Genomic DNA, 13,164 nt, shown 5'->3' with positions numbered 1-13,164 from the left:
GGTGCGCGACGCCATGCATAGTGGAGAACGGTTGCCGGTCGTGCGGTCTGGCACTGTGCTGATCGACGCTATATCGGTGATCTCGGACAAGGGTTTCGGCCTGACCGTGATAATTGATGAAGACGACAACATCCGCGGCATCATCACCGACGGCGACCTGCGGCGCCACGCTCATGTCGACGCCAATTTGACTATCGTCGACGAGGTCATGACCGTGGGGGGACAGACCATACAGCCCGATATGCTGCTCGCGACGGCCCTGAAGACCATTCAGGATCGCCGGATCGGCGCGCTGGTGGTCGAGGAAGCCGGCAAGCCGGTGGGCATTCTTCACGTCCTTGACATGCTGCGCATCGGCGCCGCCTGAAGAGGGACGAACATGCGCGCGGATAACCGCGCGCATGATGATTATGCAACTTCAGGCGCGGATCTTGCGCAGAACGCCCCAAACCGCCGGTACAATTGCCGACGCGAGCGCGACCTTGATCAAATCAGGCAGGAGGAACGGCGCAACGCCGAACTGCCAAGCCTTGTCCGCGCCGATCAGCACAGCCAGCCAAGCAAAACCGAAAAGCATGATGGCTGCTTCGGCCGACAGGACGGCGCCGAACAGCTTGAACGGATTGCGATCCCAACCACGATCCGCAGCCCAGCCGACGATGGCGGCGGCGGCCACAAAACCAACAAGATATCCGCCGGTCGATCCCATCATGTAAGCCAGTCCGATTCCCTTTTCAGGCGTCCCCTGGAAGACCGGCAGACCATAAAGGCCTTCCGCCATATAGAGAAGCAGTGTCACAACGCCGAGACGCAGGCCGAACGTCGCCGCGATCAGGAATATCGCAAGGGTCTGCATCGACATGTCTACAGGCCCGAGAACAACCTTCGTCTTGGCTGATATTGCCAGTATGATCGTACCGGCAACAACCAGGAAAGCGTACCAGGCATAGCGCAGAACAGGGTTGTCGGAAGCCAGATTTACCGCGAGCGAACGCGTCGGCGCAGATGTCAACATATACAATCTCCAAATTTTCAATTCCCGCAACAGACCCGGAGCAACCTCCGGTGGTCATGAAGCAATTGTAGGTATATTGACTAACTTCAGACGTCGCAATACGCAGAAAGGACACTTAAGGCCTTGTCTTCACCCGAATTCAGCACGGCGTTCGAGCCCGCGCAAGGAAGCGCTGTAGAGGTCGAACCGGGCGTCCAGAGAATAACCGCCCCCAACGCCGGTCCATTGACGTTTCATGGCACCAATTCCTACATCATCGGACGTGATTCCGTCGCAGTCATCGACCCCGGACCGCAGGACGACAGTCATTTCGCAACCCTTATGAAGGCGCTCGAAGGGCGCGAAGTCACGCATATCTTCGTCAGCCACACCCACAGCGATCACTCGCCGCTCGCCAGACCGCTTGCCGAGAAGACGGGCGCGAGAATTGTCGCCGAAGGGCCGCACCGCCCTGCCCGTTCCCTGCATATCGGCGAAACGAATCCACTCGAAGGCAGTTCGGACACGGATTTTCGGCCGGACATCGTCGCAAAGGATGAAGAGATTATTTCAGGCGACGGCTGGGCCATGCGGGTCTTGCACACACCCGGCCATACCGCCAACCATGCGGCTTTTGCACTGGAGGGAACGGGTGTCGTGTTTTCTGCCGACCACGTCATGGCCTGGTCCACGTCAATCGTGGCGCCGCCGGACGGCGCGATGGCGGACTACATGACTTCACTGGACAAGATGCTGCAGCGTGAAGACCGGGTTTATTATCCCGGCCATGGCGGGCCAGTGACCGAACCTTCAAAATTCGTCCGCGCGCTGAAGAGCCATCGGCGGATGCGCGAATCCGCCCTGCTCGACCGGCTCTCCAAGGGCGACCGGACAATTCCAGACATGGTGAGATCGATTTACCGGGATACGGATCCGCGCCTTCACAAGGCGGCGGCCCTGTCGTTGCTCGCGCATCTGGAAGACCTAGTGAACCGCCAGATCGTGCAAACGGAAGGCCCGCCTTCGATCGAGGGAAGCTACAGGCTGAAATGATGCACCAAAGCGAAAGCCCCTCTTGTATCTGACCTTCGACACTATGGACGCGGCGCATGACGTCTTTCTCGGAAAGTCGCCGCAATAGCCCTGCAGGGCAATAAGCTGCCGATGCTACCGTACGGCAATTCCCAGGAGCTCTGCGTCCAGTGCATTGAGAAAGCGCGTGATGATTTGCGCGTTTACGCCAAAATCATGCGGGCCAAAACGCGATACCGATCGCATATCGACGAATGTCGTCTGGGCTTCCTCGGTCAACCTGATGCTGATGTCGCTTTCCAATCCCCAGACGAGCGTCCGGGTTTCGGCCTGGATTACGATTTCGGCGGTTTTACCGGCCGCGCCCTCAAGCAGCAACTGAACGTCGAGCGGCCCGAGGATAAGAGCCTCGGTGGCTTCCTCCTCGTTTTGCGGCGCAGTGATCGAGGAAGGCTCCGCCGTCGACACTTCTATGATGCTGCCTGCGCCTTCTTCCGCCTCTGCAACAGGTTCGGATTCCCCATCGGTCTCCGATGCAGGTTCATCCGGCGCAACATCCTGCTCGGATTGCGGCTCAAGCGTCTCGACAATTTTCAGTCCCTGTTTTTCAGCCACCAGACGCACGGCCTGCAAAATACGGTCCACCGCTCCCTCGTAGCGTCGTCCGGTTACCAGTGGATAGGCCTCCGTCTGCCCGGCGTACGGTCCGGCCGGCGTCATGAAATCCGCGATCAACCACTCGCTTTCATGCGACACGGGCTGCAGGAAGCCGGGCGGCTCCTCAACATTGGTCGTGATGTCATAGATCCGCGGCAAGGTAGAGGCCCGATAGAGCACCAGTCCCGAGGGGATAAGAACCGCCATCGCCATGAGCAGGCCTTTGAAAGCCGCCATGCCGCCAACTGCGCCAACCAGCCAAAGACGGAATATCCCCCAGAGCGCCAGGAGCAGAGCAAGCAGGGCTATAACGCCGCTGAGCGCGAAAGTCGCCGCGAAAGTGATCGCCTCCAGAAACCCAAAGCGATGCAGCACGGCTGTGAATACGAAGAGCGCCAACGCGAACAGACCAAGGCGTCGGGACCATTGCGCGGCATGGGAAACGGATCGCTCGTAACGGACTTTCATGATGCAGACAGGATCGCTCTTACCAGCAAAACGCGCTTCCACCCGGCAGTGAGCGGAAATCGGGAATCTGAATAAAGCCTAGGCTGGATCAAATCCAGCCGAGAATGCAAATTCCCTCGACAGCGGCGGACCGGACGCGATAATGTCCCGTCACTTCCCATACGCGGTTCGATCCCTCGTTTCCTCCCATCTCCCATGCAGGTATAACCATGAACAGCAATCCTCCCCTTACGAATGTTCAGGCTCGCGATCTGGATGCGATCCTGCATCCCTACACGCCGCTGCACACCCTGCCGCAAACGGGCGCGACAGTGATCGATCACGGCAAGGGCGTCTATGTCTACGACACCCAGGGCAACGAATATATCGAGGGCATGTCGGGTCTGTGGTGCGCCGGCCTGGGTTTCGGCAACGAAGAGATGGTTGAAGCGGCCACGGAACAGATGCGCTCGCTTCCATATTATCACCTGTTCGGAGGAATGGGCATCGAGCCGGCGATCGAACTCGCCGAAAAATTGAAGGAACTGGCTCCGGTCCCGATCTCCAAGGTGTTTTTCACATCGTCCGGTTCGGAAGCGAACGACACGCAAGTGAAGCTCGCCTGGTACTACAACAATGCGCGGGGAAAACCGGAAAAGAAGAAGATCATTTCCCGGATCAAGGCCTATCACGGTGTCACTATCATGTCCGCTTCGCTGACCGGTCTGCCCTACAACCACAAGGGTTTCGACCTTCCGATCGACCGCGTCGTGCACACCGAGTGTCCGCATTACTACCGCTTCGGGCAGGACGGCGAATCCGAGGCCGACTTCGTGACGCGGTTGGCCACATCCCTGCGCGAACTCATCGAACGCGAAGGACCGGACACAATCGCAGCAATGATTGCCGAGCCGGTGATGGGCGCCGGCGGGGTGATTGTGCCGCCCAAGGGTTATTTCGAGGCGATTCAGCCGATCCTTGATGAATACGACATCTATCTCATCGACGACGAAGTCATCAACGGCTTCGGCCGAACCGGCAACTGGTGGGGCTCGGAAACGCTCGGCATGACGCCGAAGACGATCTCCGCGGCCAAGCAGTTGACGTCGGCCTATGCCCCGCTTGGCGCCGTTATGCTGCCGGAAGACATCTATCAGGCGTTTGTCGACCACTCGCGGCAAATCGGAACATTCGGTCATGGCTTCACCTATGGCGGTCATCCGCTCGGATGCGCGCTGGGCATCAAGGCGATCGAGATTTATCAGAAGCTCGACATTCTCAGCCACGTCCGCAGCCTCATCCCGGTTTTCGAGGCGCGCATGAAGAAAATTGCGGACCATCCGATTGTCGGCGAAGCCCGGTATTGCGGTCTGATGGGCGGCGTGGAACTGGTCGCCGACAAGGCGACCAAACAACCTTTCGACGCTTCCGTCGGCATCGGACCGAAGGCAGCCACTCTCGCCCGGCAGAACGGCGCGATCTTCCGGGCCATCGGCGACACGCTCGCGGTCTGCCCGCCGATGATTATTACGGCCGAAGAGCTCAATGTACTCTTCGACCGGATGGAAAAGGCGCTCGACGAGACAGAACAGCTGGCCAAGAAGGACAATCTTCGGGGTTAAGGCGCGCGTCGCGCAGGTGAAGACCGGAGTCCGGAGGGTCTAATGGCGCCATGCGGACTCAAAAGTCCAATGTGACGGGTTTGACAAATCAAACCGCATTCCTGATGCTCACCGTTTTCGTTTCGAGGAAGACGAGATGGCGGACAAAATGTGGGGCGTCGTTCTGACCGGTCACGGCGGCACGGACATGCTGGAATGGCGTGATGACCTTCCGGTTCCCGTTCCAGGCAGGAACGAGGTGCTGATCGAGGTCGGCGCTGCAGCTGTCAACAACACCGACATCAACACGCGCACCGCCTGGTATTCGAAGGGCGATGCGGACGCCGCCGACGCAACCTGGTCCGGTACGCCTCTGAAATTTCCGCGTATTCAGGGCATAGACGCCTGCGGCAGGATTATCGCTGTTGGCGACGGCGTCGACAGCAGCCGCATCGGCGAGCGTGTGCTGGTGGAGCCGTGTCTCGTAGAAGCGGCGGGCAGGCCGTTGGAGACACCCTGGTATTTCGGCTCTGAGTGTGACGGTGGCTTTTCCCAGTTTACAAAGGTGGCTTCACGTCATGCCCACAAGGTTGACAGCAGTCTGACGGATATCGAACTGGCGTCCTTTCCCTGTTCCTACTCGACGGCCGAAAACATGCTCACCCGCTCGGGTGTGGAGGAGGGCGAAACCGTTCTTGTTACGGGTGCGTCGGGCGGCGTGGGGTCAGCGGCCGTTCAACTGGCGCGCGCCCGGAATGCGACTGTCATCGCCGTCACCAGCCCGACCAAGGCGGAACAACTGCTGAAACTTGGCGCTGCAAGGACGATCGGTCGCGATGAAGAACCCGCAACCACTTTGGATCAGAGCAGTGTCAATGTGGTTGTCGATCTTGTGGCCGGACCCAAATTCCCATGGTTGCTGGATATCCTGAGGCCTGGCGGTCGATACGCAGTCGCGGGAGCTATCGGCGGCCCCATCGTGGAACTCGACGTTCGCACGCTTTATCTCAAGGATCTGAGCTTCTTAGGTTGCACCAAGCTTGGGCCCGAGGTCTTCGGCAATCTCGTCAAGCGGATAGAGCGCAAGGAGATCAAGCCGCTGGTCGCCGAAACCTATCCGCTTCGCGAGATCGCGGCTGCGCAGGAGGCCTTCATGAAGAAAGGTCATGTCGGCAAGATCGTCCTTGAAGTGCAATGAACTACCTGAAATAGGCGCTAACCGGTCTCCCCCTTCAGCGCCGCCTGTGCGGCGGCGAGGCGGGCGATGGGCACGCGGAACGGCGAACACGACACATAGTCAAGCGCCAGTTCCTCACAGAAATGGATCGAGGACGGATCGCCGCCGTGCTCGCCGCAAATGCCGAGCTTGATGTCAGGACGTCCGGCCCTGCCCTTTTCCGCCGCCATCCGGATCAACTGGCCGACGCCCGCGATATCCAGCGAGATGAACGGGTCGCGTTCGATGATGCCCTTCTTCTGATAGGTCGACAGGAATGACGATGCGTCATCGCGCGAGATACCGAAAGTTGTCTGGGTCAGGTCATTGGTGCCGAAGGAGAAGAATTCGGCGGCTTCGGCGATGACATCCGCTCGAATGGCGGCGCGCGGCAACTCGATCATGGTGCCGATCAGATAGTCGATCTTCTGACCCGCTTCTTCCATGATGTCCTCAGCCACCTTCTCGATGTGCTGCTTGACGTATTCGAGTTCCGTCATCATGCCGACAAGCGGGATCATGATTTCGGGCACCACATGTTCGCCAGTTTTCGCGCCGGCTTCGACGGCCGCCTCGAAGATCGCGCGGGCCTGCATCTCGGCGATTTCCGGATAGGACACCGCCAGACGGCAACCGCGATGGCCGAGCATCGGGTTGAACTCGTGCAGCGCCTCCAGCCGCTGGCGCAAAAGCTCCTCCTCGACCTTCATGGCCCGGGCCACTTCCGCGATTTCCTCGTCGGTCTTCGGCAGGAACTCGTGCAGCGGCGGATCGAGCAGCCGGATCGTGACTGGAAGCCCCTTCATTATCTCGAAAAGCTCCACGAAGTCCGCCCGCTGCATGGGCAGCAACTGCGCGAGCGCGGTCCTTCGGCCCTCCTCGTCTCCGGCCAGGATCATTTCGCGCATTGCCACGATACGGTCATCCTCGAAGAACATGTGTTCGGTGCGGCAAAGGCCGATGCCCTCTGCGCCGAAACTGCGCGCCACATTGGCGTCCGCCGGCGTTTCGGCGTTGGTGCGGACTTTCATGCGCCGCGAAACGTCCGCCCATTCCATGAGGCGTCCGAAATCACCGGACAGCTCCGGATGAAGCATCGGCACAGAGCCTCGAAGCACCTGGCCGGAAGAACCGTCGACGGTGATGATTTCGCCTTCCTTCAACGGTCCGGACTCAGTCAGCAGAAGCTTACGGCGAATATCGACCCGGATATTGCCGGCGCCGGAGACACAGGGCTTTCCCATTCCGCGCGCGACGACGGCCGCGTGACTGGTCATGCCGCCGCGCGACGTGACGATGCCCTGCGCCGCATGCATACCGTGAATGTCTTCCGGGCTGGTTTCGACACGCACGAGGATGACCTTTTTGCCTGCTTCCGACTTTTCGACCGCTTCATCAGGCGTGAAGACGATTTCGCCGGTGGCGGCGCCCGGCGACGCCGGCAGACCGCTGCCGATGACATCGCGCGAGACCGACGGGTCGATGGTCGGGTGTAGAAGCTGGTCGAGCGACGCCGGATCGATGCGTTCGATCGCCTCCTGCTTCGTGATCAGGCCTGATTCAGCCAGATCGACCGCGATCCTCAATCCGGCGCGGGCCGTGCGCTTACCCGCGCGCGTCTGCAGCATCCAGAGTTTGCCGTTCTCGATTGTGAATTCGAGATCCTGCATGTCCTTGTAGTGGTTTTCAAGCCTGTTGCAGATTCCGAGAAACTCGGAAAATGCATCCGGCATCAGCTTTTCAAGCGACGGCTTGTCGGAGCCGGCCTCGATGCGAGCAGCCTCGGTAATGTTCTGCGGTGTGCGGATGCCCGCAACGACGTCCTCTCCCTGGGCGTTGACCAGGAATTCGCCATAGAGGGTGTTCTCGCCGGTCGACGGGTTGCGAGTGAAGGCGACGCCCGTAGCCGAGCCGTCTCCAAGATTGCCGAAAACCATCGCCTGCACATTGACCGCCGTGCCCCAACCGGACGGGATGTCGTGCAATTGCCTGTAAGTGACGGCGCGGGCGTTCGTCCAGCTTGAAAACACGGCGCCAATGGCGCCCCAGAGCTGTTGCTGGGGATCCTGTGGAAAGGCTTGCCCGAGCTCTTCCTCGATGACCGACTTGTAACGCGCGATCACCTGCTTCCATTCGTCGGCGGTCAGTTCTGTATCGAGTTCGTGTCCGAAACGCGCCTTCTCGTCTTCCAGGATTTCCTCGAAGACTTCGTGATCCAGCCCCATGACGACATCGGAATACATCTGGATGAAGCGGCGGTAACTGTCATAGGCGAAGCGTTCGTCACCAATGCCTTCGGCCAACGCGAGCACCGACTCGTCGTTCAGTCCGAGATTGAGGACAGTGTCCATCATACCGGGCATCGAGGCGCGCGCGCCCGAACGCACGGAAAGCAGGAGAGGCCTCTTGGCGTCGGCGAAACTGCGCCCCGCCACCTTGCCGACATGCGCCAGCGCCGCGTTGACCTGTTCTGCGAGATCGTCAGGATAGGCGCCCGCATTTCCGAGATACCAGTTGCACGCCTCGGTGGTAATGGTGAGGCCAGGCGGCACGGGCAGCCCCAAATTGCACATCTCGGCAAGATTGGCGCCTTTGCCGCCGAGAAGATCGCGCATGTCGGCCGTGCCTTCGGCCGTCCCGTCCCCAAAAGTGTAGACCCATTTCGTCATGCGGCTTCTCCAGTTACTCCGACAATATGTCGGTGCGCCAATGACCTACATGACAAACAGGGTCGAATACCAGAGCGCGAAGCCGGACAAATTACATTTTATCGATTGAATTTGTGCATTGCGGCAATCAACTTGCGTCGCGCATCTGTTCGGCGGTCTCCAGATCCACGGAAACCAGTTGCGATACGCCCTGTTCAGCCATTGTTACGCCAAAGAGCCGGTTCATGCGCGCCATGGTGATCGGATTGTGGGTAATGATGACGAAACGGGTTTCGGTGGTCGCCGCCATCTCGTCCATCAGATTGCAAAAGCGCTCGACATTGTGATCGTCGAGGGGCGCATCCACCTCGTCGAGAACGCAGATCGGGGCCGGGTTCGTCAAAAAGACCGCGAAAATCAGCGCCATGGCGGTCAGCGCCTGTTCGCCGCCCGAAAGCAGCGTCATGGTCTGCGGCTTCTTGCCGGGCGGACGGGCGAGGATTTCCAGCCCCGCCTCGAGCGGATCTTCCGACTCGACCAGTTGCAACTCCGCAGTGCCGCCGCCGAAGAGATGGGTAAACAGCCGCTTGAATTGTTCATTGACCACATCAAAGGCGGCGAGAAGACGCTCCCGGCCTTCGCGGTTGAGGTTCTGGATCGCCTGACGCAGCTTGCCGATCGCCTCGACCACATCGTCGCGCTCGACAAGGATGGTCTGAAGCCTCTCCGACAGTTCCTGCTGTTCCTCTTCCGCTCTCAGATTGACTGCGCCCAGCCTCTCGCGCTCGATCTTCAACCGTTCCAGCCGGCGATCGACCTGTTCGGGATCTGGAAGATCCTCGTTGGCGGCCAGCTCCGTGTGGCGAATGGCTTCGTGCGGGGGACATTTCAGGGCTTCGCCGATACGGGTCTCGGAGGCTGATCGCTTTTCCTTCGCCGCATTCAGCCGCTCTTCAGCCCGTCCGCGCTGCTCGCGGCCCTGTGACAGAAGCTCCAGCGCGCGCGAGGCTTCCTGATCGGCCTCGCGTTGATCATTCTCCGCGGCCACCAGAATATCGGCGGCCTTCTTCCTCGCCTCTTCGGCGTTGGTCAGTTCGTTCATCAGCCGACGACGCTGCAGCTCGAGTTCGTCGGGCGCATCGGAAAGCTTGTCGGCTTCTTCAGCCGTTTCCTTCAGCCGCTCTTTCAGCGTCGTGATGTGCTGCTCGGCGTTGGAGACCCGCCTGGTCCAGCTCTCGCGCTCTCCGGCGATCGCCCTGAGCCTGCGATCCCGGGCCTCTTTCTCGCGCTTGAGCCCTTCATACACGGCGCGGGCTTCCGCCATCGCGGAGCGATCGGCGGCGACATTCGCTCTCGACGATTCCAGACGGCTTTCAAGCGCGCCAAGGTCGGGGGCGGACGCCAGCGCAAGCTCTGCTTCCTTGTAAGCGCCCTGCGCTTCCTCGAGCTGTGTGTCGATCTGCTTGCGGAGTTCGCTGAGCACGGTGCGGCGATTGGCGATTTCGCCCGTCGCCTTTTCCGCCGCCGCATGCGCCTCACGCGCCAGCGTCAACTCGCGCTGGGCGCTGCGCAATTCCTCGCGCGTCTGACGCTGCTTCTCGCCGCCCGCCTTGAGCGCCTCTTCAGCCTGTTTCAGCCCGACCTCTGCAGCACGCAGGGTTTTTGTCGCCTCAACGGCTTCGGCGTCGAGTTCGGCCAACCGGTTCTTCTGCGCAAGCCTCTGGGCCGCGGCAGTAGGAGCATTTGCGGTTGCGACGAAACCATCCCAGCGCCAGAGCGAGCCGTCGACGCCCACCAGCGCCTGTCCTGTCTGCAACTGGTCCTGCAGCCGTTCGCCTTCTTCCGTAGTCTCGACGATGCCGATTTGCGCGAGCCGCCGCGCCAGTTCCTTCGGACCACTCACGCGAGAGGCGAGCGACGGCGCACCCGCAGGCAGAGAGGGATCGTTTCCGGCATCCGACACAAGCCCCCAATAGGCGGGGGCGGAATTGTCCAGCGGCTGTTCGAGATCGTCGCCAAGGGCCGCGCCAAGAGCAGCCTCAAAGCCTTTCTCGACCTTCATCTTGTCCACAACGGGCGGGAACAGATCATCATTGCCGCCGGCGTTCAGAATTTTCGAGATGGTGCGGGATTCGGTTTCAATCCTGTTGAGTTCCGAACGCGCCTCCTGCACAGGCTTGCGCAACTCCACTTCGGCGCGGCGTCCGGCCTCGATCGTCTCTTCGAGTTCACCAAGCACCGCCTCAAGCGCGGCCACTTTTTCCTCGAATTCCTTCACGGCGGCCAGTTTGAGCGCGGGATCAGGCAGGCCGGCGATCTTTTCGCCAATCTCGTCAAGCTCACGCCTTGTTTCGGCCAGTTGTCTTTCAAACCGGTCACGGCGTTCACTCGCCTCCGCAAGCGCGCGTTCCGACTGGGTTCGCTGTGCGGCCGCCTCGGCCCGTTCGGAGGTCACCTGTCCAAGCGCCGCCTCGCTGCTCGCCAGCGTGGCCTCGGTTTCCCTAAAAAGCGCTTCCTTTTCTGTTTCCACTTCGCCGCCCGACTGGTCGGCTTCCCGCAACTCGTTTTCCTCGGATGCCAGCTTTTCAAGGATGTCGGCGTTGTCGGCGACGAGTTGCTCCTCGCGCTCAATATCGGCGGAAAGCTGCGCCATGCGGCGTTCGATCTCGGACCGTCGGTCGGCCAGCCGTTCAGCTTCTTCCTCGATCTGCGCGCGGGCGATCTGCAACCGTTGCAGGGCGGCTGCGGCCTTTGCCTCGTCTTCACGCAATTTCGGCAGCTTGTGGGCGTTGACCGCCTGATCCTTGGCGGCTTCCATCTGCTGTTGCGAACGTTCAGCCACAAGGCTGGTCGCCTGCGAGAGAGCGGATTCGGCTTCCGCCTCGGCGGCCTTTGCCTCCAGCCAGCGAATATGCAAAAGCGTCGCTTCGGCCTTGCGGACATCGGCGGAAAGGATCTTGAAACGGTTTGCCTGACGGGCCTGTCGCTTCAGGCTTTCGATCTGGGTTTCGAGTTCGGAAGTCACGTCCTCGAGACGCTCCAGATTGGTCTCGGCCGCCCTCAGCCGCAGTTCCGCCTCGTGCCGACGCGAGTGCAGACCGGAGATGCCGGCGGCCTCTTCGAGCAACTGCCGCCTGGCCTGGGGTTTCGCCTGGATCAGTTCGCCGATCCGGCCTTGCCCGACCATGGAAGGCGAACGAGCGCCAGTCGAGGCGTCGGCGAACAACAATTGTACGTCCTTGGCTCGGGCCTCCTTGCCGTTGATGCGGTATACGGACCCGGATTCACGCTCGATGCGGCGCGTCACCTGGATCTCGTCCTCGTCGTTGAAAGCGGCGGGCGCCGTGCGATCGGCATTGTTGAGAAACAGCCCGACTTCGGCTGTGTTGCGCGAGGGACGGTTGCCGGAACCGGAGAAAATGACGTCGTCCATGCCGGACGCGCGCATGTTCTTGTAGGAGTTTTCGCCCATCACCCATCGCATCGCCTCGACGAGGTTGGACTTGCCGCAGCCATTGGGACCGACAACGCCCGTCAGTCCCTTTTCGATGTGGAATTCCGTGGGGTCGACGAAGGATTTGAAACCCAGCAGGCGTAGCCGGTCAAATTTCACGGGAGTTCCTCCCGTAAAACGACGTCAGGAAGTATTTGCAGAAATACGCGATGTAATCTGCAGAATGGGAGGCGTCAAAGCATACTGTCGATAAGGGCCGACATCTGGTCAACTGACATGTTCCCCGAATACCGGTTTCCATTGATCAGGAAAGTCGGTGTGGATGTGACGCCAAATTCCTGAACAGCCTTGTTTTTTACTGTATTCACATCGTCTACAAGCTGCTGGTTCGTCAAGCAGGCCTCAAAGGTCTCCTGTGTAAAACCTGCAAGTTTGGCGATATTCAGCAGCGCGGTGCGCGCGTCCTGGGCCCGCGCCCAGTTCTGCTGCTGCTGCATCAGCACTTCGACCATGGGGAAAAACTTGTCGTCGGGCGCGCATCGCGCCAGCATGATCGCTGCGGTCGCGCGCGGATCGAACGGGAATTCCCGCACGATGAACTGGATCTTGCCGCTGTCTGCATATTTCTCGACGATCGGCTTGAACGTGTTGTTGTGGAAGGCGGCGCAATGCGGACAGGTCATCGACATGTATTCAACGATCTTGACCGGGGCGTCCGCGTCACCGAGATACTTTTCTTCCATCGGACCGGGCTCAAGGACCGCATCCATATCGACACTGCCGTCCGAAGACGGCAGATCCGCCGAGCTGCCAGTGCTTGCCTGGGCCACCTGAACAGTCTCTTCAACGGACGACGAAGCGGAGGTCTGCTTCGTTTCGCCGTCGGATATGGCGCCTGTAGTGATCGAATTGTCGGCGCTCATTTGCGATGTCGACGTAGCGGGCGCCATCGTCTCGGCGGTCTTGTTTTCGCCGCTGTTGGAACATGCCGCAAGCGCGATCGCCAGAGCCGTTGCTCCAGCCAGTTTGGACATGTTCCGGACAATGATGTTCGCATATGACGACATTGGTGATTTCCCTGATTTCCAGCAACTCGGTTGGGACACTTATAGCCA

At 60.2% G+C, this 13,164-nt stretch carries 10 protein-coding genes; 4 read left to right on the top strand and 6 right to left on the bottom strand.

Features of this window, described 5'->3' with window-relative positions:
- On the top strand, window positions 1-367 hold a 367-nt coding region (locus tag AAFN47_RS18715), incomplete at its 5' end, for a CBS domain-containing protein (RefSeq protein ID WP_499810763.1).
- Between the two features lie 51 nt (window positions 368-418).
- Here the strand turns inward: AAFN47_RS18715 and AAFN47_RS18710 are convergent.
- Window positions 419-1,015, bottom strand: coding sequence for a biotin transporter BioY (locus AAFN47_RS18710; RefSeq protein ID WP_499810762.1), 597 nt, complete (start codon window positions 1,013-1,015; stop codon window positions 419-421).
- Between the two features lie 123 nt (window positions 1,016-1,138).
- Here AAFN47_RS18710 and AAFN47_RS18705 point away from each other — a divergent pair, with 123 nt between their 5' ends.
- Window positions 1,139-2,047, top strand: coding sequence for an MBL fold metallo-hydrolase (locus AAFN47_RS18705; RefSeq protein WP_499810761.1), 909 nt, complete (start codon window positions 1,139-1,141; stop codon window positions 2,045-2,047).
- 114 nt (window positions 2,048-2,161) lie between these two features.
- Here the strand turns inward: AAFN47_RS18705 and AAFN47_RS18700 are convergent, their stop codons facing one another.
- Both AAFN47_RS18700 and AAFN47_RS18695 read right to left on the bottom strand, forming a co-directional pair.
- The gene (locus AAFN47_RS18700; protein WP_499810760.1) at window positions 2,162-3,151 is read right to left on the bottom strand and encodes a DUF1499 domain-containing protein; all 990 of its coding nucleotides are present in this window, start codon (window positions 3,149-3,151) and stop codon (window positions 2,162-2,164) included.
- Between the two features lie 88 nt (window positions 3,152-3,239).
- Window positions 3,240-3,362 carry a hypothetical protein gene (locus AAFN47_RS18695; protein ID WP_499810759.1) on the bottom strand — a complete coding sequence of 41 codons (123 nt, stop codon included), beginning with the start codon at window positions 3,360-3,362 and terminating at the stop codon, window positions 3,240-3,242.
- On the opposite strand from AAFN47_RS18695, the gene AAFN47_RS18690 reads away from it, so the two are divergent.
- The gene (locus AAFN47_RS18690) at window positions 3,361-4,752 is read left to right on the top strand and encodes an aminotransferase (RefSeq protein WP_499810758.1); all 1,392 of its coding nucleotides are present in this window, start codon (window positions 3,361-3,363) and stop codon (window positions 4,750-4,752) included. The genes AAFN47_RS18695 and AAFN47_RS18690 overlap by 2 nt on opposite strands.
- Window positions 4,753-4,888: 136 nt before the next feature.
- A complete protein-coding gene (locus tag AAFN47_RS18685) occupies window positions 4,889-5,929 on the top strand; it encodes an alcohol dehydrogenase family protein (RefSeq protein WP_499810757.1) in 1,041 nt (346 codons plus the stop codon).
- A gap of 17 nt (window positions 5,930-5,946) precedes the next feature.
- Here AAFN47_RS18685 and ppdK read toward each other — a convergent pair whose 3' ends face one another.
- From ppdK to AAFN47_RS18670, 3 genes are all read right to left on the bottom strand, one after another.
- On the bottom strand, window positions 5,947-8,616 hold the full coding sequence (gene ppdK, locus AAFN47_RS18680) for a pyruvate, phosphate dikinase (RefSeq protein ID WP_499810756.1): 2,670 nt from the start codon (window positions 8,614-8,616) through the stop codon (window positions 5,947-5,949).
- A gap of 127 nt (window positions 8,617-8,743) precedes the next feature.
- Complete coding sequence (locus AAFN47_RS18675) at window positions 8,744-12,208, bottom strand: chromosome segregation SMC family protein (protein WP_499810755.1); 3,465 nt, start codon at window positions 12,206-12,208, stop codon at window positions 8,744-8,746.
- A 74-nt stretch (window positions 12,209-12,282) separates the two neighbouring features.
- A complete protein-coding gene (locus AAFN47_RS18670; RefSeq protein ID WP_499810754.1) occupies window positions 12,283-13,116 on the bottom strand; it encodes a DsbA family protein in 834 nt (277 codons plus the stop codon).
- Between the last annotated feature and the right edge of the window lie 48 nt (window positions 13,117-13,164).

Origin of the sequence: Hoeflea sp. CAU 1731 (assembly GCF_039888615.1) — a bacterium.
Lineage (GTDB): Bacteria > Pseudomonadota > Alphaproteobacteria > Rhizobiales > Rhizobiaceae > Flavimaribacter.
The sequence above is the reverse complement of the archived record's forward strand: the minus strand, read 5'-3'. Positions and strand labels throughout refer to the sequence as shown.